Origin of the sequence: Rhodococcus tibetensis (genome assembly GCF_024438035.1) — a bacterium.
In the GTDB taxonomy this organism is placed as follows: Bacteria; Actinomycetota; Actinomycetes; order Mycobacteriales; family Mycobacteriaceae; genus Rhodococcus_F; species Rhodococcus_F tibetensis.
Genome location: NZ_JANFQF010000012.1, coordinates 101,665 through 122,613 on the forward strand (window position 1 = coordinate 101,665; position 20,949 = coordinate 122,613).

General features: G+C 63.0%; 15 protein-coding genes and 1 pseudogene. 6 read left to right on the forward strand and 10 right to left on the reverse strand.

Annotated elements, in window-relative coordinates; translation table 11 throughout:
* Positions 1-2: 2 nt before the first annotated feature.
* The 4 genes from NOF53_RS15985 to NOF53_RS16000 are packed head-to-tail and all read right to left on the reverse strand — an operon-like array spanning position 3 to position 6,598.
* On the reverse strand, positions 3-920 hold the full coding sequence (locus tag NOF53_RS15985) for a hypothetical protein (RefSeq protein WP_255970419.1): 918 nt from the start codon (positions 918-920) through the stop codon (positions 3-5).
* The gene (locus NOF53_RS15990; protein ID WP_255970422.1) at positions 886-4,338 is read right to left on the reverse strand and encodes an ATP-binding cassette domain-containing protein; all 3,453 of its coding nucleotides are present in this window, start codon (positions 4,336-4,338) and stop codon (positions 886-888) included. The genes NOF53_RS15985 and NOF53_RS15990 overlap by 35 nt, the downstream gene beginning before the upstream one ends.
* The gene (locus tag NOF53_RS15995; RefSeq protein WP_255970425.1) at positions 4,332-5,384 is read right to left on the reverse strand and encodes a cupin domain-containing protein; all 1,053 of its coding nucleotides are present in this window, start codon (positions 5,382-5,384) and stop codon (positions 4,332-4,334) included. Before NOF53_RS15995 ends, NOF53_RS15990 begins: the two co-directional genes overlap by 7 nt.
* A gap of 53 nt (positions 5,385-5,437) precedes the next feature.
* Positions 5,438-6,598 carry an ATP-grasp domain-containing protein gene (locus NOF53_RS16000; RefSeq protein WP_255970428.1) on the reverse strand — a complete coding sequence of 387 codons (1,161 nt, stop codon included), beginning with the start codon at positions 6,596-6,598 and terminating at the stop codon, positions 5,438-5,440.
* Positions 6,599-6,883: 285 nt separating this feature from the next.
* On the opposite strand from NOF53_RS16000, the gene NOF53_RS16005 reads away from it, so the two are divergent.
* Both NOF53_RS16005 and NOF53_RS16010 read left to right on the forward strand, forming a co-directional pair.
* Positions 6,884-8,140 carry a tryptophan 2,3-dioxygenase gene (locus tag NOF53_RS16005; protein WP_255970431.1) on the forward strand — a complete coding sequence of 419 codons (1,257 nt, stop codon included), beginning with the start codon at positions 6,884-6,886 and terminating at the stop codon, positions 8,138-8,140.
* 2 nt (positions 8,141-8,142) lie between these two features.
* Positions 8,143-9,138, forward strand: coding sequence for a methyltransferase (locus tag NOF53_RS16010; protein WP_255970434.1), 996 nt, complete (start codon positions 8,143-8,145; stop codon positions 9,136-9,138).
* Positions 9,139-9,220: 82 nt separating this feature from the next.
* Here the strand turns inward: NOF53_RS16010 and NOF53_RS16015 are convergent, their stop codons facing one another.
* Together NOF53_RS16015 and NOF53_RS16020 are read right to left on the reverse strand one after the other, a co-directional pair.
* Entirely contained in the window at positions 9,221-9,709 is a 489-nt protein-coding gene (locus tag NOF53_RS16015; RefSeq protein WP_255970437.1) for a flavin reductase family protein, read from the reverse strand.
* Complete coding sequence (locus NOF53_RS16020; protein WP_255970440.1) at positions 9,709-10,215, reverse strand: NADPH-dependent FMN reductase; 507 nt, start codon at positions 10,213-10,215, stop codon at positions 9,709-9,711. Before NOF53_RS16020 ends, NOF53_RS16015 begins: the two co-directional genes overlap by 1 nt.
* A gap of 437 nt (positions 10,216-10,652) precedes the next feature.
* On the opposite strand from NOF53_RS16020, the gene NOF53_RS16025 reads away from it, so the two are divergent.
* Positions 10,653-12,035 (forward strand): flavin monoamine oxidase family protein, encoded by a 1,383-nt coding sequence (locus NOF53_RS16025; RefSeq protein WP_255970443.1) that lies wholly within the window; start codon positions 10,653-10,655, stop codon positions 12,033-12,035.
* 26 nt (positions 12,036-12,061) lie between these two features.
* Here NOF53_RS16025 and NOF53_RS16030 read toward each other — a convergent pair whose 3' ends face one another.
* On the reverse strand, positions 12,062-13,486 hold the full coding sequence (locus NOF53_RS16030) for an aldehyde dehydrogenase family protein (RefSeq protein ID WP_255970446.1): 1,425 nt from the start codon (positions 13,484-13,486) through the stop codon (positions 12,062-12,064).
* Between the two features lie 417 nt (positions 13,487-13,903).
* On the opposite strand from NOF53_RS16030, the pseudogene NOF53_RS16035 reads away from it, so the two are divergent.
* Positions 13,904-17,166: pseudogene (locus NOF53_RS16035) on the forward strand (arabinosyltransferase domain-containing protein).
* Positions 17,167-17,208: 42 nt separating this feature from the next.
* On the opposite strand, the gene NOF53_RS16040 reads toward NOF53_RS16035, so the two are convergent.
* Both NOF53_RS16040 and NOF53_RS16045 read right to left on the reverse strand, forming a co-directional pair.
* Positions 17,209-17,664 carry a tellurite resistance TerB family protein gene (locus NOF53_RS16040; RefSeq protein WP_255970449.1) on the reverse strand — a complete coding sequence of 152 codons (456 nt, stop codon included), beginning with the start codon at positions 17,662-17,664 and terminating at the stop codon, positions 17,209-17,211.
* 195 nt (positions 17,665-17,859) lie between these two features.
* A complete protein-coding gene (locus NOF53_RS16045) occupies positions 17,860-18,603 on the reverse strand; it encodes a DUF429 domain-containing protein (protein ID WP_255970452.1) in 744 nt (247 codons plus the stop codon).
* 123 nt (positions 18,604-18,726) lie between these two features.
* Here NOF53_RS16045 and NOF53_RS16050 point away from each other — a divergent pair, with 123 nt between their 5' ends.
* Both NOF53_RS16050 and NOF53_RS16055 read left to right on the forward strand, forming a co-directional pair.
* Positions 18,727-19,134: a VOC family protein gene (locus tag NOF53_RS16050; RefSeq protein ID WP_255970454.1), complete on the forward strand. Its 408-nt coding sequence runs from the start codon at positions 18,727-18,729 to the stop codon at positions 19,132-19,134.
* A 116-nt stretch (positions 19,135-19,250) separates the two neighbouring features.
* Positions 19,251-20,168 carry a dienelactone hydrolase family protein gene (locus tag NOF53_RS16055; protein ID WP_255970456.1) on the forward strand — a complete coding sequence of 306 codons (918 nt, stop codon included), beginning with the start codon at positions 19,251-19,253 and terminating at the stop codon, positions 20,166-20,168.
* Here the strand turns inward: NOF53_RS16055 and NOF53_RS16060 are convergent.
* Positions 20,126-20,758, reverse strand: a complete 633-nt coding sequence (locus NOF53_RS16060; protein WP_255970587.1) for a hypothetical protein — start codon at positions 20,756-20,758, stop codon at positions 20,126-20,128. The two genes, NOF53_RS16055 and NOF53_RS16060, sit on opposite strands and share 43 nt — an antisense overlap.
* Positions 20,759-20,949: the final 191 nt, after the last annotated feature.

The window sequence follows — 20,949 nt, forward strand, 5'->3', positions numbered from 1 at the left end:
CCCTATCCCATCCCCGCGTATTCGTGCATCGCCTGCCTCTGGCGCGTGTTGACCGGAATCAGCCAGTTGTCCAGGTCGACAACGTGATTTGCGCCCACCCGGACCTTGCTCTCGATGGCGCCGCGCCCCAGACAAATGTCCTCGAAACCCAGCCGATCGGCGAATTGGTACAACTGATAGTAGTCGGTGATATACAGATTCAGACCACGCGGAATTCGGTCACGGTCGAGTCCCTGAACAAGCATTGTAAACACGCCGCGTTCGTCGTCCGCGTAGCTCAGCGACGCGTTTACGGGGGCATTGGTCGACTTCTCGTAATCCAGCTTCAGATAATACTTCGTTCCTTCCGGCGAACGCGCCAACGAGCGCAGAATATTGTGGGTATAGAGATTCCTGGAGTGCCCATACTTCGCCACGTTCAGGGCTTGGAGAACGGCGAAATCGTGCAGGGCTCGATGGTCGTCTGCCAACTCTGAGAGTCGGTGTATCTCGGTGTCACACGCAGCCTCGGCCTTCGAGGTGAGCTTTGTAATCGCCTTGTATTGCCGGTCCCCTACGGTCGCTCGCAATGTGAAATCCACTCGTCCGGACGACCGGAAATATGCTGCCTGCATGAACGGAACCGCAATAACGTGGACGCCGCGATCGCGCTGAGACCTGAGCAGAGATGGCACCAGCAACCAGTCGGCGGTGGAAGCCAGATCCAACAACGCCGCCAGTCTCCGCTCGTCGGGCTCGTCGGACACGGGCATATAGAAGTATCCCGGTGCGACGTACGCGAGCTCTCGATGCAGGGACTCATTCCTGACCTCTCTGCGCTGGAGCACGGCATCCCAGTGAGCGATGTCCATCAGTGGAAGTTGTGGCTGCGAAACATCGTGGCTTTTACAGAACGCATCGCGCTGGGGTTGCCATTCCATCGACTTCCTCCTTTCCATCCCAATTCCGATCGACGCCTGTTGCACGCTGCTGGCCGGGAATCTCGAGGAGACGTCTTTCACCGTTGAAATGGAAAAGTCGATTGGCGAGCGTCGCCAACTCGGGATTGTGCGTGATGATGAAGAAGAGGGTGTCCGGCAATGCGGAGGTCAGGGCCCCCAATAGCCAAAGCTCCGCTTCGGCGCTCAACTCGGACGTGGCTTCGTCGAGGATTGCGACCGCTGGTGGATTGATCATCACGTCCAGCAGTGCCAGCCGTTGTAGCTCTGTCTTGCTCAGATTCAACAGACCGGTTGAGGGGACTATCTCGTCGAACCCGAAAGGCAATCGCTCGACGACATCTGCCACCTCGAGGTATTCAGCCGCACGTGCCAGCTCCAGAGGTTGCGGGCTGTTGAAGTGTTCGGACAGTTTTCCAGGTTTGAATGTCGGGCTCGACGTCAGCAAGAGCACGTCTTGGTCGTGCGAATCCGACACGTATCCGCTCGTGCGGCCCAATGTGGATACGACGCCTGCCGTCGGCTGCACACCGCCGACAACAAGCTTCGCGAACGTCGACTTCCCCACCCCACTGGCGCCCGTGATCACCACGATGTCGCGGTGATAGAACGACTCCGTCAGGTCCTCGAGCAGCATCACCCCGCTGTGCCTGTCAACGAAGGTGACATCCGTAAACGACACAAGTGCCTTGTCTTCAACCGTAAGGGAAGGACGGTCCGGTAGAACCGCCACAGGAGGTGTGAGCAGGCGATCCGCGCTGTCGAGCACCTGCCTGAGTTCGACGAGACAGCTCCCCACACGCGCGAACAGTGCAATCAGGCTGTACGAGAGACTCAGCGCGAGCACATTGACCAGGCCAACGCCGCCGCGGGCGTGAACCCATACCGTTGAACCTACGATGACCGACAAAAAGCACACACCCATCAAATCGAGCTTGTAGGTGAACCAGCGCCGCGCCGCCACATTGTTCATCGAGGCCAGGGCGCGCTCCTTCAGGCTCCTGTTCAGCCAACTCATCAGAACCGGGTTTTCGCTTGCCAACTCGAATCTGCCCGAACTCCGCGTCGCAGCCTCTACCCGCGCAAACAATATCGAAGTCGTACCGATCTCGCGCTCGTTGAAGCAGTTCAGCCGGTTGCCTGAACGCCTCGAACTACGCCAGTAGACCAAGCACATCCCAGCAAAGGGAAGCAGAACCAAGATGTTCTTGGTCAACACAAATCCGGCGGTTGTGATCAGAAGCGTCGCCGCACCCAACGTATGCAGCAGTATTACAGGCAAAACCTCGTCAACACGTCGTTGATCCCAGGTGAGTTTGCTCTGACTGTCTCGATTGACCCGTACAAATGTCGAGCCATCGAGCGTCGGACTCATAATGGTCGACAAATAATTCACGCACTGTCGCGAAGCTGCCCTGATACTGTGCTGCACCGTCAGCAAGGCGCCGGAAATCGACAAGAGCGCCCCGGCCGACAGCACGCTAACCAGAATAATGGACGACTTCCGAGCATTCGCGGATGAAAGGCCACTTGCAGCAAGATAGTCACCGACAATTGTCAACACTTCTCGGCATGCAAACAGGACACATGCAACGAGTGCGACCTTCGCTATCCCGAAGCTGATCAGACTACGACCAGGCTGCGTCCGGGGTTTGTCCACGTCCGTGCCGTGGGGAAGTTGGAGAGGGAGCAATCGCTCTTCGGGAGTACCCCGCCTTGCAGTGTCCGGAAGGAAGTCCGAACGCGTTGTCAGGTTTCGTATGACTTCGACGACTGCCCCGTCAGCCACCACCCAGATCTCTTGTGCAGAGTCTCTTTCGTCAGGCTTGTCTGTTGCATAGACAACTGTCGTGTCGCGCCAGGGCCCCCGGAGGAGCGAGCACAGCAATCCTCTCGCCAGGTCGCCGTCCAGTCCTGATGTGGGCTGATCTATGACAACGCAGGTCGGCTCGGCCAGTATCGCCCGCGCCAGTTCCAACCGCTTTCCCTGCCCGCGGGAGACGTCCCAGCCCTCGGTCCGGCGTCTCGATTTGCTCTCGACGTACTCGGTATAGAAGGTTTCGGGCAGCCTGGACTGCGCCAGAGCTTGCCCGGCCTCGTCGTCCGAGAAGTCACTTCGATAGAGACACAGATTCTCGTAGAGTCCGCCAGGGAAAATCCACGGTTCATCCGGCACGTACAACGTGGTGCTGTCGATGCGGCTGTTCAGCCGCGCGCACATCTTCAAAATGGATGTCTTGCCACTACCCGCTGCGCCGACGACAGCGATGTGCTTCGCCGTGGTTGTCGGCAACGAGATTGCGCGCGCATCGGTCTCCGACGAGCCGGCGCCGGACAGATACCTCGCAACATTGGCGTGCCCGACCACACCGTAAGAAATGCTCTGGACAATTTCGGGAACATTGTTGGCGACAGATCTCAGGCCGCCGATCAACGCCATTGCCGACAACAGCCCCACCGGATCCACATGACCGAGAAGTGCTAGCTGGGTGAACGCCGCGGCGACTATTCCCACGATTGGCGTCAGAGTAGATATGAGATTGATCCCCGCCACAAGGCGCGCTGCTTTCTCGAGCGAGCGCTGTTCGCCGTCCCGCTTGTCGGCATAGCGCCGGATCAGATCGTCGTTCCAGTTCTTCAGCCATGCAAGCAGTCGGTTGTTTACCGCGAACAAGCCGACTTCGATGCGTTCTGCCGAAGTTGCCGACAGGTCAGCGTGGGCGATGTTCAATCTTTTGGCGATCCAGAAGATCGCCAGAGAACTGATGAAGAGGACCGACAGCGTTGACAAAGCACTCAACCCCAACGCCACGAAGAAGAACGCGGAGGTGAAAGCTATCGTCGCGAGCGCCAGAACCATGAATACCAGGCCGGACCAGGCAGCTTCGACGCGTGCTGCTTCACGGTCCAACAGTGCGACAAGGCCGGACGGTCGGCTGGCACCGTCACCGTCACCACCGCATTTCTTTCGTAGCAGTCTTTGCTCGACGTATGTCCGGGCTCCGATCCCTACCAGCTCGGCTAGCAGGAAGGTGTGATTGAGGGCCAGCCACGCCGAGTAAGTCAGCACCATGCAGGTGACGCCCAGTGCCACGTTCACCAACGGGGGTGTGCCGTCTGCGACGAGGTGCTGGATGAGCGATTTCAGTGTGAGGGCTGCGCCGAAGGCGCAACCAGCGTTGATCGCGATGGCGAGGAACGCGAGCAGAACATCGCGACGGAGCGCTTTGAACACAGATCTATGAAGGCGCTCGGGTCGGTGGGCATTTCGATCGTCGTGTCGGGCCGCATCGCACCAGCGCTGCCACCTGGAAAGTTGGAACACGTTGACTTGCTTGCCGAACGGGGATTCGGATCGAGGAACCTCGAACCAGACGATTCGCTTAAGGGCGGTCAGCATTCGGACAAGGTGGGGACGACGGTGTCGGCCAGGGCGATGGAAGCAATTCGGTCACACAATTGTGTGATCATCTTCCACCCCTCATCGAGCGCTTCCCGTAATTCTCGGGTCTCGGTCGGCGTTGCTCGATCGAGCAGGTCGATTCCCATGCTCACGTGGTGGCCGTCGTCTTCACCGTGCTCTTGGAAGTGTGGAATGTCGGGAAACGCGCGCGCCGCTTCTCGGTGCCAGATTTCGCCACTACCTTCCAGCACTACATGCATCAGCAAAGTTCGCACCATGTCGCTCCTGTAGAGCATCTGATGCCTGAACCAATCCATTGTCGATACGAACGTCGCATCGTCGACCGGCGAATGCCGGGATTCCCGTTGTTCTCGAAGGTTGTTGTTGTGTCCCAGTTCTTCGACCAGATGATCGAGTGCGACATGCTTGTGTTGCGGATCGGTCGTCATCGCCACACGCAGGTGCAGGAGGTCTTGGAACGCATCCGACCAGGTTTGTTGGCAGTCGAGCAGCCTCTGGCGAACGTCAGGGTCGGTCATCGAAGGGTCGTCGATCAACCGCAGCAGGCTGCTGTTCTCGAATTCTTCCAAGTACTTCGAGTTGGCCTCCAGGAGAGCGACGGCCTGTGGGGATACCGCGGGTGCGAACATGGCGTTCGGCTTGTCGGTATCTTCGTAGAGGGCCTTTCCGTTGAACTGGATCGACAGCGCCCAGAACCCGTCGTGAGTTCCCTCGAAGCCGTGCCATGAGTCGCCGGGTACCAGGATCATGTCTCCCGCCCTGACGTCCTGCTCCGTGCTTCCTGATGTTCGTCCGGATCCTTCGCACACCAGGATCAGGCTCGGTTCGGGGTGCTTGTGCACAGACAGCACCTGCCCGCATTCCAATCTGACCCAGCTGATCGCCACATTGCTGGACGCGGGAATGAACTGCGCCAGCTCAGGGTTTCGGGCGAAGATCTTGACGACGCCCAGGTCGTGGACGTGGCCGTCGACCACCACCTCGTTGATCGTCTCGAGTGCGCTTCTGGCAATAATGTGCATCCGATTTCTTCCTTCTGGATGAGTGGACGCGATCTTCATGATCGCGTTGGGTATCAGGAACAGGTGACGTCGAGATAGTCGATGGCTCGCTTGAATGGCTCGCTCTCATTGCAGGCGAGAACAACCCAGCCGATCTTGTCGTCGTTTGTACGTGGCCTGTCGAGTCGCAACGGTGTCGGCTCGATATGAAGCCTGATTATGTCGACATCCCGCAGAGCGCTCCGAAGGTGCTCGAAGTCCGTGGGTTCATAGAATTGGTGCGATGCAGCGTACGTATACCGCGCCCGGTTCGGTCCGACGCTCGTGGACCGGTCCATTTCGCTCCAGCAACGTAGCGTTTCTCTGAGCTGACTGACACCGGTAGTGAGTTCGACGAGGAGTCCGATGTAGTCACCACCGACCCGGTTGTTGATCTCGATAAGGCTGAGCCCGTCGTCCGTGATTTTCACCTCGATATGACACGGCCCGTGCTGATAGCTGATTTGGTTGAGCAGTCTTTCACAGTAGGCGCTGATAACATCGAATGTCGTGGCGTCGACGACGTCCGGCGAAATAATGTGCTGTTCTTCGGCGAGCGATTTTCTGTGCAGCTTTTTGTTCGTCACAGCGAGAACTCGATGCTTGCCGTCGACGGTCAGAGTCTCGACACTGACTTCGCGTCCGGGTAGGTACTCTTCGGCGAGCATGAGGAAGCCATCCTTGCGCAACTCGGTGAGCGCGGCGGAGAGTTCCAGTTCGTCGCGGACGATGAACACGCTTTCGCTGCCCGACCCAGCCGGATCCTTGAGGACCAGCCCCCGGGGGTGACGGGCGAGGAATGTTTCGACATCGGCCGCCGTACGACATGCCGCGTTCTCGACAGCAAACTCGGTGCCTTCGAGAAAGGTACGCATCAATTGCTTGTCGATGCACAGTTCGCATGCGCTGAGGTCGAGACCCGGGATAGAGAGCCGGTGGCTCGCAATCGCCGCAGTAAGCAAGCCCCCCTCGGTAAAGGAAAAAATGTAGTCCACCTGTTTCGACCGCATTATTCGTGCTATTTCGGCCACGACGGTGTCCGGCTCGAAATCGGCCACCGCAAAGATGTGGTCGGTGAGCGTTCGCAGGTTCGGGCCGATGGCGCTGGGCAACTGTAGAACAGTAAACTGGAATCCCAATCCCGCGAAATGCGTGAATGTTTCATCGTGCCCTCCGATCAGGACGATGTTTCTCATCGCGTGTTCACCAGTCCTTCCACAACGTCGGGCCGACCCACCGGTGGAGACCCCGACCGCACTGCTCGTCGTGGGTGGTAGTCAAGGCGCTCACCAGCGGATCTCTGAAACCCTTTGGTACTCAATATCAGCGTGAGCCGGCCCGGCCGGGTAGGCACCCTTGGGGGGCCAAAGCTTCACCCACTAGCCGAGGGTGGCTCATGGGCCCCCCTTGGGTGCCTATCCGTATCCGCCTGTCGGCATAGAAAATTGCGAAACCCCGCAAATTGATGAGAGGCGAATCCTTTGTTGATTTCCGAAACGTTGCGCGAAGCTGAGGCGGGTATCGTTCGTAGCGGTGCCGTCGGTGTCGGCGGCAAGTGCCTTCAGGCTGCAGACGCGACAACTGATGCGTTGTGCGATCGCCATGTGGAGGAGGCGCTTCGACAATGGGCCGCGGGTCATTCCGAGTTTCCATTCGCGGCCGTCGTTGCCCACTATCAGGAGGTCGGGCGAAACGGTGTGCGGCCACACGTGGTCACCATGCTGCGCGAGCTTCATGGTAGGCACCGGTCCGATCCGGTGCTCGACGCGTGGCTACCGATGACGTTCGACGAAAATGACGCCGCCTATTCGTCGTATGTCGGTCTCGACTACTTCGACGAGGTCGTCCGATCAGCCGACTGCCAGCGCGTGGACGCATTCGTATCCGCCGCGGCCATCGACCTCGCATTGCTGGAGACGAGAGCCTTCGGGGTGGCACCCGGCCCCGCCCAAATGGTCAGAACGCGTGCGACGACCCGAGTCGTGACGCAACTAGCGCGGCTCGCACCCGATTTCGACGTCGATCCGAACGTGGCCACGGAGGGCGGAGCAGCGCTTGCCCGAGCAGACGCCGATTACCACTCGTTTGCTTCCGCTGCGGCACTGGCGCTCGAGAGTGTCCCGGAAGACATCCGAACTGCAGTTCGGCTGACTTTGCTGCCGACGACTCGCCTGCATGACGAACAGATGTTCATCCGATGCATCCAGATCTTCGAGGGCCTGTACCGACAGGTTGCGACGGCAATATCGATGGCGATCATGGACCTCCTCGATGGAGATACCGCTCGTGCGAAGCACCGCCTCGATGGGGCATCGGGCCGCCTCGAAGCGATACCTGCTCTCTTTCGGGTTTTGACGACGATGCCGGTGGACGCCTTCTCCATCATTCGCGGCTTCACACACGGGCGGAGCGCTGTTCAGTCGCGCGCGTTTCGCGAGGTCGAGTTCGCGTGCGCACGTAATCGGGCTAATTCCGACCACATTGCGAAAATCGATACCGAGGAGACTACTTTGGAAGACATCTTTCTGACGATGCGAAACACACTCGCGGGTGCCATGCCTCTCGAGAAATCGATGCGCCGCCTCGACCGGGCATGGGGGGTGATGAAGCGTGGCCACTGGGGCATCACCTTGAAGGTGATCGGCACGGTACCTGGAACTGGCGGCACGGCAGGCGCGTCGTATCTGCAGAGTGCCGCAAAGGTGTCACTCTTCCCCGGGCTGCCCGAGGCGGCATGAGCATGAGCGACATCAACAACCGGGTGAGAAAACAGATAATGGGATATATTATTTCCCAGGCTATTTCGGTGGTCTGCGAACTGGGAGTGCCCGACGAATTGGCGAATGAATGCCGCTCGTTGCCCGATCTCGCAGCCAGGGTCGGCGCCGATGCCGACGCTCTTGGTCGATTCTTGCGAGTACTCGTAGCGGAAGGACTGTTCGCGGAAGACGGCGCGGGACGCTTTGCTTTGACGGAGGCCGGTGAGCTCCTGCGGGTCGATACTCCCGGTTCGCTGTGTCACTTGGTCGGACTGATGTCAAACGAGGCCTACGTCGCGTGGGGACACTCGGCTCATTCTGTCCGAACCGGGAAGGAGTCGTTCACAGAGGCATTCGGAAAGCCATACTTCGAATGGTTGTCCGAGAACCCCTCGGCTGCCGATGAGTTCGACCGGTGTCAAGCAGGACTGGTGGAGGTGCGCTTGTTGCCGCTCCTCAACCGCAACTGGACGGAGGCAACTACCGTCGTCGATATCGGTGGCGGGGAGGGCACGCTGATCACCCGTCTACTCCGAAATCACGCACACCTCAGAGGCATACTGTTCGACTTGCCGCACGTCGTCTCGGAATCGGCATCGAAATTCTGCTCGGCCGACATCGGTGACCGGACGTCTGTTGTGGGGGGAAACTTCTTCGAGGAAGTCCCACAGAACGGAGATGTTTACGTGCTTTCTCAGATTCTGCACGATTGGGACGACGAATCCGCCGGCAAGATTCTCAGCAATTGCCGGCGAGCGATCCCCGAAAGCGGCCGCCTGCTGATCGTCGAACAAGTCTTACCCGAAGTTGCTACAGCCCACCCCATGGCCCTCTTGGATCTCCACATGCTGGTTCTGTTGGGTGGCCGGGAGCGCATGGCGACCGAATGGCGCCGACTATTGAGCGATCACGGTTTCACGTTGGAATCGATCACCGCCGGCCCCCGCTCATCCGTCATCGAAGCGGTTCCCGCGTGATCTAGATGCACCTCACGTGCCCGACCGTGGTCATCATTTGCGACGCGGGCTCCGTTCGCCTGGCAGCACCGCGGCCACATGCTCAGGCCTGCAGCCATCGGAAGGTGCTGCGGTGGAATATGATCGGCTCGACCTCCGACTGCATCCGCACCTCGTTGATCCGCAACAAGACAATCGCATGATCGCCGGCGGGCACCTGCTCGGACACCGTCGTGTCGAGCCACACGGACGCGCCGCCGACGAAGACCGCGCCGCCGTCGCTGGTTTCCGTGTCGAGTCCCTCGAACCGGTCACCGGTCTTCGCGGCCAGCACCCGGGCCGCCGTATCGTGCACCTCCCCCAGCACACTGATTCCGATGCGCGCCAATTCCGCCAGCTTGGGCCACGTCGATGACGTGTTCTGCACGCAGAAGGCGACCAGGGGCGGATCCAACGACACCGGCACGAAGGTGCTCGCCGCCATCCCGACCCGCTCACCGTCGACCTCTGCGCACACCGCTACCACACCACTGGGCACATGCGAGAACGCCTCGCGCAGTGACCCGGGATCCAGCGCTACCGTTCCGCTCATCAGAACCCCGTCCGTGCCGTTACCGCCGCAACGAGCACCGACCCCCACCGCTCGACATACTCGGCGATCCGCGAATCGGTGGTATAGGTGGTGTCGGCGAGATACAGTCCCGGCGCCGGCGCTGTTGCGCCGAGCTCCACCAACACCGGCTTCAATAGCAACTCCGGTGCGAGCGCGTGCGCCGGGCCTGCACCGAGCATCACCGGAACCGCGACCACGTCCCGCAGTCCTTCCCCAGTCGCGAACTGGTCCAGGAACAACTTCAGCACACCCGTGTAGGTGGCCTTGAAGGTCGGGCTCGCGAACACAACCAGGTCCGAATCCGCCACCGTCTCGACCGCCTGCACCACCGTGTCGTCACCCCACCCGAGCAGCCCGGGGCCCAGTTCGATCACATCCACGACCGAGTCCGCAGTGGAACCCGTCACCGCCGACGCCACCAACTTCCCCGCGTCCAGGGTGCGCGAACCCGCCTTGGGATTGCCCGCGACCACCGTTACCTTCATCGTTCCCTCACCTCTCGCATACTGTTGGCACCCACGATAGAACAACTCACTCTTCACGGTCGAATATGGTTGAGTGCAAGCCTGTTTCGACCGCGAATCATTCCAATCACGTCGATCCAAACCCTTGCGTGCGCCAACGGTCAGGTTTACATTGCCCGAAGACCCGCGGGTGGTGAGGAAGTACTCTCCGAACTCGACGTCGCACGGTCCAAGCGCGAGTACTCGGTCGGCAGCGCGGACTTGCCAACCAGGGCGGTTGACGAGTACCTACCGGCGCAGGCCTTGACCGGGATACTCGCCACGAGTAAGGATGAATAGGTTCTGTGCGCGGCGATGTCATTCCCGGAGTGAGGAATTCACACCCCCAGGACCAATGGCGGCGCACCCATTGCATACGGCCGAACGTGGGCCGCGCGCTGAGCGCAAGAGGATGTGCCATGGCAGACATCGAGGTCGACTATTGCGTTGTAGGCGCCGGATTCGCCGGACTGACGGCGGCACTGCGCTTGAAACAGGCCGGACACTCGGTCGCCATCTTGGAAGCGCGCGACCGCCCCGGCGGGCGAACCTACACCGAGGTCCGCAAGGACGGTTCGTGGATCGATCGGGGCGGTGCGTGGATCGGGCCGGGACAGGACCGGATCTACGCCCTGATGGACGAATTCGGCGTCAACAGTTACAAGCAGTACACCGACGGCGAGGCGATGATGGTCGTCGACGGCAAGCAGCACCGGTACAAGGGAACAATTCCCCTGACGATGAGTCCCTGGGCGGTCGCCAATCTCGGCGCCGTGTTCGTCGAACTCGGCGAGATGTGTAGGACGATTCCGCTCGAGACGCCGTGGAAGGCGAGGAAGGCTGCCAAGTGGGACGCGATCAGCCTTGCCAAATGGCTCGGCGACAACACGCTGTCCAAGCCGGCCCACGACCTTCTCGAGACCGCCATCGCCGGCTGCTACACGTCCGCGGCGTCCGAGGTGTCGATGCTGTTCGTCCTGTACCAGATGGCGTCCGGCGGTGGTCCGAGCTTCGTTCTCGGTGTGAAGGACGCCGCCGAGGACGCGCGGCCGGTCGGCGGTATGGGTGCCGTCTACCGTCCGATGGCAGCCGAGATCAGCGACGCGCTCCATCTGTCACAGCCCGTCCGGGACATCGCACAGGACAGCGACGGCGTGAGCGTCCGCTCCGCGGACCTGGCCGTGCGGGCTCGGAGGGCGATCGTCGCGGTACCCCTCGCGATCGCGAGCCAGATCGTCTACGAGCCCCTGCTTCCGATGGATCGGTCGTTCCTGCACCAGAGAATGCCGAGCGGTGCGGTCATGAAGATCGCCGTGCTCTACGACGGACCCTTCTGGCGAGCCGATGGACTGTCGGGACAGTCGGCGGCACCCGACTCCCCCGCGACGATCACCATCGACGCGAGCACAGACACGGGACGTCCCGGTGTTCTGTGTGTGATCGTCGAGGGACCGATCGCCCGCAAGCTGGGGACGCTGTCGGAAGCGGAGCGGAGGAAGGCGGTGCTCGCGGAGTTGACCGCGAGGTTCGGCGCGAAAGCGGCCTCCCCCGTCGACTACATCGAGCAGAACTGGAGCGTCGAGCGTTACTCCGGCGGCGGCATGCTCAGCCACGCCCCGACAGGAGTCCTCACCCAGTTCGGCCACGCCCTCCGCGAGCCGTGCGGTCGCATTCACTGGGCCGGCACGGAAAGCTCGTCCGTGATGTGCGGCTGGGTCGACGGAGCCGTCCGGTCCGGTGAGCGCGCCGCCCGGGAAGTCACCGAACACGACGGCGTGGTGTCACTCGCCCGCGCTCAGTAACAGGCGACACCCGCCTAGCACTCCGCCTACCGCTGGATCGACTTGATCTCGAGGAACTCTTCGAAGCCGAGGATGCCGGCTTCGCGGCCGATGCCCGACTGCTTGTACCCACCGAACGGGGCGTTGGTGTTGAAGGCGCCGCCGTTCACCTCGACCTGGCCGGCCCGTAGCTGCCGGGCGACGCGGTCGGCGCGGTCCTTGTCTCCGGACCACACGCCACCGGCGAGCCCGTACTCGGTGGCGTTGGCGATCCGGACCGCGTCCTCCTCGTCCTGGTACCCGATGATCGAGAGCACAGGTCCGAAGATCTCTTCGCGGGCGATCGTCATGTCTTCGGTGACCCCGGAGAAGACGGTGGGGCCGACGAAATAGCCTCTCTCCTGACCGGTTTCGCGTCCGTCGAGTACAGGCTTGGCACCTTCGGCGATTCCCTGCTCGATGTAGCTCCGGACGCGTTTGAGTTGATTCGAATTGACCAGTGGCCCGAGAACCGACGTGGCTGCGGTCGGGTCACCTACGGCGTAATTCTGCGCGACCTGCGCAGCGATGGCCGCCGCCTCGTCCACCTTGTCCGCCGGGACGAGCATGCGGGTGAGGGCCGAACACGTTTGGCCCGAGTTGAGATAGCACTTGGCCACCCCGTCGGTGACGGCCTTGGTGAGGTCCGCGTCGTCGAGAATGACGTTGGCCGACTTGCCGCCCAGCTCGAGCGCCACCTTCTTCACCGTCTCGGCCGCGACGACGGCAACCCGCTTACCGGCACGAGTGGAGCCGGTGAAGGAGACCATGTCTACCTCGGGATGTCCTGCGATGGCCTCCCCGACCACGGGGCCATACCCGCTGACGAGATTGAACACGCCCGCCGGCAGACCGACCTCGTGGAAGATGTCGGTGAGCGCGTAGGTGATGAGGGGCGCAACCTCGGTCGGCTTGAGCACAACGGTGCATCCTGCGGCCAGTGCGCCGCCGACCTTCAGGACCACCTGATGAAGGGGAAAATTCCAGGGGGTGATGGCACCGACCACGCCGATCGGCTCCCGCACGATCAGCGAATTGCCGACCTCCTGGGCGTCGAAGTTGTAGGTAGCGGCCAAGTCCGCGAAGGCAGCGAGGTTCGCCAACGGCATCCCGATCTGTACAGGCTTCGCGAACCCCAGAGGCATTCCCATGTCGCTGGAGACCAGTGCGGCGAGTTCGTCGACTCGTTCCTTTACGAGACCGGCGGCTTTGCGCAAGTACTCGCCGCGCTCTTCACCGCTGAGGGCCGACCACGCGGGGAAGGCGGCGCGGGCAGCCTCGGCGGCGCGGTCGACGTCCTCGGCTGCGCCGTCCGCGACCACCGCGATAACCTCCTCGGTGGCGGGATTGACCACGTCGATACGGCCCGCCCCCTGCGAATCCACCCACTCCCCGTCGATGTAGATCTTGGTGCGGTCGAGAACTTCGGTCATCGGTCAGCCTCCGTAGATATCGGGTTGTGCGACTACCTCGACCCTACGGCGGCCGCGCGGAACGATGCCAGAAATGCAATGTCCGAAACACGCCTGAATGCCCGCCGATCGGGTAGAACAGAATTAGACGCCCCGGTGTGTCCGGCGTCGGGGCAGGACCCAGAGGATGGAGGACGGAGCGATGTTCGACATCATTCGCGAAGTCCATTCCGAGGTGCAGCACCGACGGGGGCCGCGCCGTCACCATCACCACATGAGCCGGACGGAACGCACGGCACGAATCCTCCAGCATTGGTCTCGCTGACACCTCGGAACACCGAGTGAGCCTCCCATCAGGAGGCTCTCGCCGCCGCTGCGAGCATGCGCGGGTAGGTACTATCCGACGTCGTGACTGACAGCAGGGTGGAACCGGCGAATGTGTCCAGAGACGACCCTGATGAGTCACGGCTCGTAGTCGCGCCCCAGTCGACCGCTCGTCCTTCCGTTCGTTCGGCGCGCCTCCTTGCGATCGTCGCCTCCGTCGTCGGGGTGCTGCTCACTGTGTCGTTGCCATTCCTGCCCGTCGAGCAGGACAGCGCATCGTTGTCCTGGCCGCAGAACGGCAACACCGGCAGCGTAGAAGCGCCGCTGGTGTCGTACGCACCGATCACCCTTGACATGTCGATTCCCTGCTCGGCGATAAGTGAACTCGCCCAGCGTGGCGGCGTCCTTGCATCGACGGCTCCCTCCGCCGCAGATCCGGGGAAGTACGGCCTGGTGGCCAGAGTGAGTTCGGCCGACGCAGGACCCGCCGAGGTTCAGGTGACCCTCCGAAACCAGGTGCTGCTGACGTCGTCGCTCGATCAGTTGCCCGCCGACTGCGCACTCGTGGTGTCGTCAGATACCGCCCGCACCGCCGCGGGTGTCGTCGCCCCAGGGCAGCAACCCCCTACCGTCATTCAGGGTGACCTACGACCCCAGCTGGTGGGTATCTTCAGCGACCTCGACGGCCCGGTGCCCGAAGGGCTTCGGGTGACCGTCCAGATCGACAGCCGCTTCTCGTCGACGCCGTCACTGATCAAGTTGATTGCCATGGTGGTGGGCGTTCTCGCGACGGTCTCGGCATTACTTGCGCTCCACCGACTCGACAAAGTCGACGGACGTCGGTCGCGGCGTTTCCTGCCGACGCGCTGGTGGTCGTTCCGCCGGATCGACGCGGTCGTGATCGGCACTCTCGTGCTATGGCACTTCATCGGTTCCACCACCTCCGACGACGGCTACCAGTTCACCATGGCCCGCGCCTCGAGCGCCGCCGGCTACATGGCCAACTACTTTCGTTGGTACGGGGTTCCGGAAACGCCGTTCGGGACGCCGTACTACGACCTGCTGGGTGTGCTCGCCGCAATCAGCCCCGCCAGTCCCTGGGTGCGCCTGCCCGCACTCGTCGCCGGTGTCGTGGCGTGGCTGGTGATCAGCCGGGAGGTGGCACCGCGCCTCGGCGCGGCAGTCCGGAACAATCGACTGGCCCTGTGGACCGGCGGACTGGTGTTCCTCGCCTTCTGGCTCCCCTACAACAACGGTCTGCGGCCGGAACCGATTGTCGCGGTAGGTGTGCTCCTCACCTGGTGCTCGGTGGAGCGGGCCGTCGCGACCCGACGCCTGCTCCCGGCGGCCGTGGCTGTCCTGGTCGGGGCGGCGACGCTGACCGCGGGACCTTCCGGCCTGATCTGCTTCGGCGCCCTCCTGGCGGGTGGGCGACCGATTCTGCAGATCGTGATCGCCCGTGCGAAGTCGGTCGGCTACCTTGCCCTGCTCGCGCCGCTGGTCGCCTCGGGCACGGTGATCCTGGTGGCCGTATTCGCCGATCAAACCCTCGCAGCTGCGATGGAAATGCAGCGGGTGCATGCCATCGGCCCGGACATGCCGTGGTTCGACGAATACCTCCGATATCAGTTCCTGCTCAACATCTCGGTGGACGGATCGTTGTCCCGGCGATTCGGTGTGTTCGTGATGGTGTTGTCGCTCGCGGTCACTATTTTCGTGATGCTTCGCAAGGGCGGACGAATTCCCGGGACCGCGACCGGTCCGTCCCGGCGGCTCATCGGCATCACTGTTGCCGCGATGGCGCTCATGATGTTCACACCGACGAAGTGGACGCACCATTTCGGCATCTACGCCGGACTCGCGGGAGCCCTCGCCGTTCTGACGTCGGTGGCCGTGAGCACAGCCGTCGTGCGCTCGGCCCGCAACCGTGCCCTCTTCGCCGCCGCTGTGCTGTTCTTGCTGGCCATGACCTTCACCAGTTCCAACGGCTGGTGGTACGTGTCGAGTTACGGCGTGCCGTGGTGGGACAAGCCGGTGTTCGTCGCGGGTGTGGGTGTGGGCACGATCCTGCTCGGCGCCACGCTGCTGATGTTGCTGATCGCGGCATGGTGCTACTTTCGAGAACCCTTTCGGCAACATGGCCCGGTGCAGCACAGTCGCTTCTGGGCACTGCCCCCGCTGACGGTGGCCGCCGCCGCACTGGTGCTGTTCGAGGTCCTGTCGATGGCCAAGGGCGCAGTAGCCCAGTACCCGGCCTTCTCACTGGCCCGTTCCAATGGCGAAGCCGTCGCCGGCGAGCCGTGCGGTCTGGCGAACGACGTCCTGCTCGAAACGGATCCCAACGCGTCGGTGTTGCCGCCACTGTCCGGTACTCCCTCGACAGCGCTCGCCGGCACCGACAGCACCGGATTCACCCCGAACGGCGTGGCCGCAGATCTGAGCGCCGACGAGGAATCGTCCGATGCCGGCGTCGCGAATTCGGTGGAGACGGACAACACGGCGCAATCGGCATCGAGCAATTCGGCCGGCACCGGCGGCGGAGAGGGTGCGGTGGGTGTCAACGGCAGTGCCGTGGCCCTACCGTTCGGCCTCGATCCCGCCACGACGCCGGCCCTCGGCAGTGCCGGGGGCGACGACGACGCGTCGCTGACAACGGGGTGGTACCGTCTGCCGCCCGAGGAATCCGACGGCGGTCGCGGCGACATCGTGTCCATCGCCGCGGCGGGTCGCATCCGGTCGGTCGACGCAGACGGCATCGAAACCTACGGGCAGAGCCTCGAGGTGGAGTACGGCAGGCTCGACCGGACGGCACGGTGATGGTGGCGGGCAGGGTCACGCCGATCGATATCGGTCCCGCACCGTCGTGGCGCAACCTTCGCGTACCCCTCGACGACGTGCCTGCCGGCGCGGATGTCATACGTATGGTTGCCTCCGACACCGACGGCGATCCCGAACAGTGGCTTGCGGTCACGCCCCCACGCGTTCCCCAGACGCGGTCGTTGAACGAGGTCATCGGATCCGAGACGCCCGTGATGGTGGACTGGGAAGTGGGGCTTGCCTTTCCGTGTCAGCGACCGTTCGATCACCGGGCCGGGGTCGCGGAGGCCCCCGTTTACCGGATCCTGCCGGACCGCCCCGGGGCGATCATGACCAGCCTGTGGCAGGACCGGTACGGCGGCGGACCGCTGGGATGGATCGAGATGACGCGAGCCAGCCGAACCATACCGTCGTACCTGAAACACGACTGGGACCGCGATTGGGGCGGAGTGGAACAGTATTCGCCGCTCGACCCAGGCGTGAAAACCGCTCAGATCGACACCACCCGAATCGGGCGCTCCGGCCTGTGGAACCCAGCACCCGTCATCACGGCGTACTGAACGCCGGTAGCGCGCCACGACAGTGGCGCGCCACCGATCACGTCACAGTTCGAATTCCGCCGGAGCTATGCCGACCGCGAAACAGGCGTCGCGCACCACGTTTCGCTCGTGCTGGTCGAAGTTGCCGTCTGCGCCGCCGATGACGATGCCGATCTGGATCACGGCCCGCGCCTGGTCCTGCTTGGACTTCAGCTTCGCGATGGTGGCGGTGGCTTCGATCTTGCCGAACTCGAAATCCGACTGCAGCTTGCTGCAGTACCACTCGAACTTCTGACGCAGCTCGTCCGAGGGAAAGACACTGAGCGCGTCGTTGCTGGTGATCAGCGCCGCAGTCTTCTGTCGTTCCGAAGGGTCGATGGTGCCGTCTGCTGCGGCGATGAGCGCGCACATGGCCATGCTGGCGTTGGCGAACTCCTTGTTCTGGAACTGTGCCGTTTTCGTCTTGAGCTGGCCGTTCATTTCGAACGCCTTTGCCTTCAGCTGATCCCAGAAAGCCATGGGTCTCCTTCGTCGTCTCTCCACGCACTGTGCGTGTGCTGTCCACTTTGCCTGGTTTCGGTCGAGGGCGTCGGAGCGGCCTGTCTCCAGCGCGCAGACCAGGCCTGATCGGAGAAGGTGCCGCGCGAGGCACGGCGCGCAGCGAATCATGATGAGTGCAGCGTCCCGAGTGGGAGGACACGCTCCACTACGACCCTAGGGCTGTAGCGACTGCAGGCTTCCCGCAGGCACGTGGATCCAGCCCTCACGCTGGGCGATCCGACGGTCCGCTTCGTTGGGCATCTCTGTACATCCCACGGCCGCCGCACGTGCGATCACGGCCGACAGGACGGCGTCGAGGGCGTCGTCCGAGGTGCGGCAGAGCGGCTCGTGCGCACCGAGGCTCATCCACGGCGCCGCAGCGAGGAGCGTGTCGACCAACTCCCCCAGTGTCACCCGATTCGCGGATCGCTTGTACCCGCGCGACAGCAGTCCCCAACGCCGCAGGGCAGCGGCGGGGTATACCTCGACGGCCCGGCCTTCGACGCGGTCATTGTCGGCCCCGAGGTCGCCGAGTTCGGCGAGAATTCCGGCGCAGCGCAGCGCCACGTGGGCGATGAGATCTGCGGAGACACTGAGCGGTGCGATACCGGTTCCAGCCTGCACCACCAGGTCGGTCCGGCGTTTCGTGAGGGGCCTGCGGCCGGCGCGGTGTGACAGTTCTTCGGTGACCGTCAACCTTCCGGCGTGGTGCTCCGACACCATCTGGACAAAGGCGTCGGGCCACCCGAACGGTGCATCGATTCCCGCCCGGTCGCTGTCGAGGATTGCGGCGGTGATGGCGTCGTTGCGTACGCCGACCGTCACGGATTCGACGCGGGCCATGCCGTCCGACCAATCGACGACAGCCAGGGCTGTCCTGTTCGGTTCGGCGGCGAGATCGACGCCCACGGTGCGCATCGCCTCAGGCTAGCCGCCCGAGCCTGTCGCAGTCTTGGGCCGTTTCTGCGTGTGTCCGGTGCCGGAAGTCGATAGTGTCTTAAGGATCCGTGCAAGTATTTCGCCGGAGAAGGGATGCCCCACATGTCCAGTTTCCCGGGCCTGGCCCACATCGCGATCACGGTCTCCGACCTGCCGACCAGCACTGCGTGGTACAGCGCGCTGTTCGATTCGGCACCCGTTCTCGACGAGGACGAAGAGTCAGGGACCTTCCACCACACCGTGTTCGCTCTCGACGGCGGAATGCTGTTCGGCTTGCACGCGCACACCGGCGGCAGCGCCGGGAGCACGTTCGACGAACGGCAGGTCGGACTCGACCACGTGGCGTTCCAGTGTTCCGATCTCGTGGAGTGGCGGGATCGGCTCGATGCACTCGGCATCGAGCACGGTGGAATCAAGACTGCGCAGTACGGGACGGGTCTCTCGTTCCGCGATCCCGACAACATCGCGCTCGAGTTCTTCGCACCGGCGCAGGCAGGCTCCGCCCCATAAGAAATTGTCAATCGCCCGATGTCTGTTCAGTCGTTCATGCCGGAACGGACAACGGCTCCGGTCGAGTCGCGGACACGCGACCATGCTCATCATCAGCCGTGCGAACGGGGGCCATCATGACGCCATTGCAACGCTATATCGCCGAGGAGATCGCGGTAGACCACGCGGACGGTCTGATCACCCGCCGGGAAGCTCTGCGGAGACTGGGCCTGATAGGCCTCGGAGTGGCTGCCGCTACCTCACTTCTCGCCGCCTGCTCCGACGACCAAGGTGCGACAACGGCGACCTCTGCATCCGGTGAGCCTCCCCCACCACCCGGTGAAGACGTCCAGCCACCCGGTGCGGCAGATGCGGTCGCCACCGAATCGGTGACGCTTCCCGGGCCCGAGGGTCGGACCCTGCAAGGAGCGTGGGCGGCTGCGGCCGAACCCCGCGGAGCAGTACTCGTCATCCATGAGAACAAAGGCCTCACCGACCATATTCGTTCGGTGGCAGGCCGTTTCGCAGGAGCGGGGTATTCCGCTCTCGCCGTCGACCTGCTGTCGGAAGAGGGCGGCACCGCGTCCTTCACCGATCCCGCCCACGCCACCGCGGCACTGGCGAAGGTGCCGCCGGAACGCTTCGTGGCCGACATGTCGGCCGGCGTCGACGAACTCGAACGACGGGTGCCCAACAAGAAGGCAGCTGCTGTCGGGTTCTGCTTCGGCGGCGGAATGGTGTGGCTACTGCTTGCGTCCGGCGAACCGCGACTGGCCGCCGCCGTCCCGTTCTACGGCCCTCTGCCCGACAATGCGAATTTCTCCGGTTCTCGAGCCGCGGTGCTGGCCATCTATGCGGAGCAAGATGCGCGCGTGAATGCGAGCCGGGACGCGGCCGCCGCCGCACTGGATCGCGCGGCACTGCCACACGAGATCGTCACGATCCCGGGCGCCGACCACGCCTTCTTCAACGACACCGGGCAACGGTACAACCCCGCAGCGGCGACCGACGCCTACGACCGCGTACTCGACTGGTTCGACGAATACGTGCGGTGAGGCGGGCGCATCAGCAGCGCGGCGACCAAGAAGCAGAGCGCGCCCACGAATGTTCCGAGATCTGCAGCCACCGGATTGGCCGGCACGTCCGTTCCCGGCACGATGAAGGCGGCGACCGCTGACACACCGAACGCCACCGACCCGAGCATGTTCAGCCATGTGCTCCGCCAGTTACGTGCATGGGGATCCCACAGTTTGTCGGTTTCGGTGGTGGCCACCACTGCCAGGCCACTCGCGATGAGGAAGGCAGTCGACCCGAACAGATCCGGCCGCCACTGCCACGCTTGGTCCTGTTCCGCCGTCAGGCCGTGGACGAGTGCCACGCCCGTACTGATGTTGAACAGAAGGGTGCCGACGAACTGGACCAGCGACGCCCACCAGTCATACCGTTCGACGCGCACGGACTCCGCGCCGGGAACCGGTCGCCCACTGAGTCGGAACTGGATGTACCCCGCGGCGGTGAAGAACAGCGATCCGACGAAGTACGTCACGTTGTCGATCTCCCGACCGACGGCGTCCCCGTACACCTGCAGCGCGCCGAGCGCGAACAACACCGATCCGATCGCGAAACCCCAGGATTCCCGGCGCATGCGCAGGCCCCGACGCAGAGGGGTCCCCGGCTCACCCCGCGGCACGGTTGCCACACTTGCTCCGCATGCACCGGACCTTAGCCGAATGTCCGACGCGGGGATGACGACCTGTCTGGGTCCCTCCTAAGTCGGCCCCCGATCCCACTGACGGACCAATGCCTCCCGAGATAAGGCAGGCTCGCGCCGGCGCC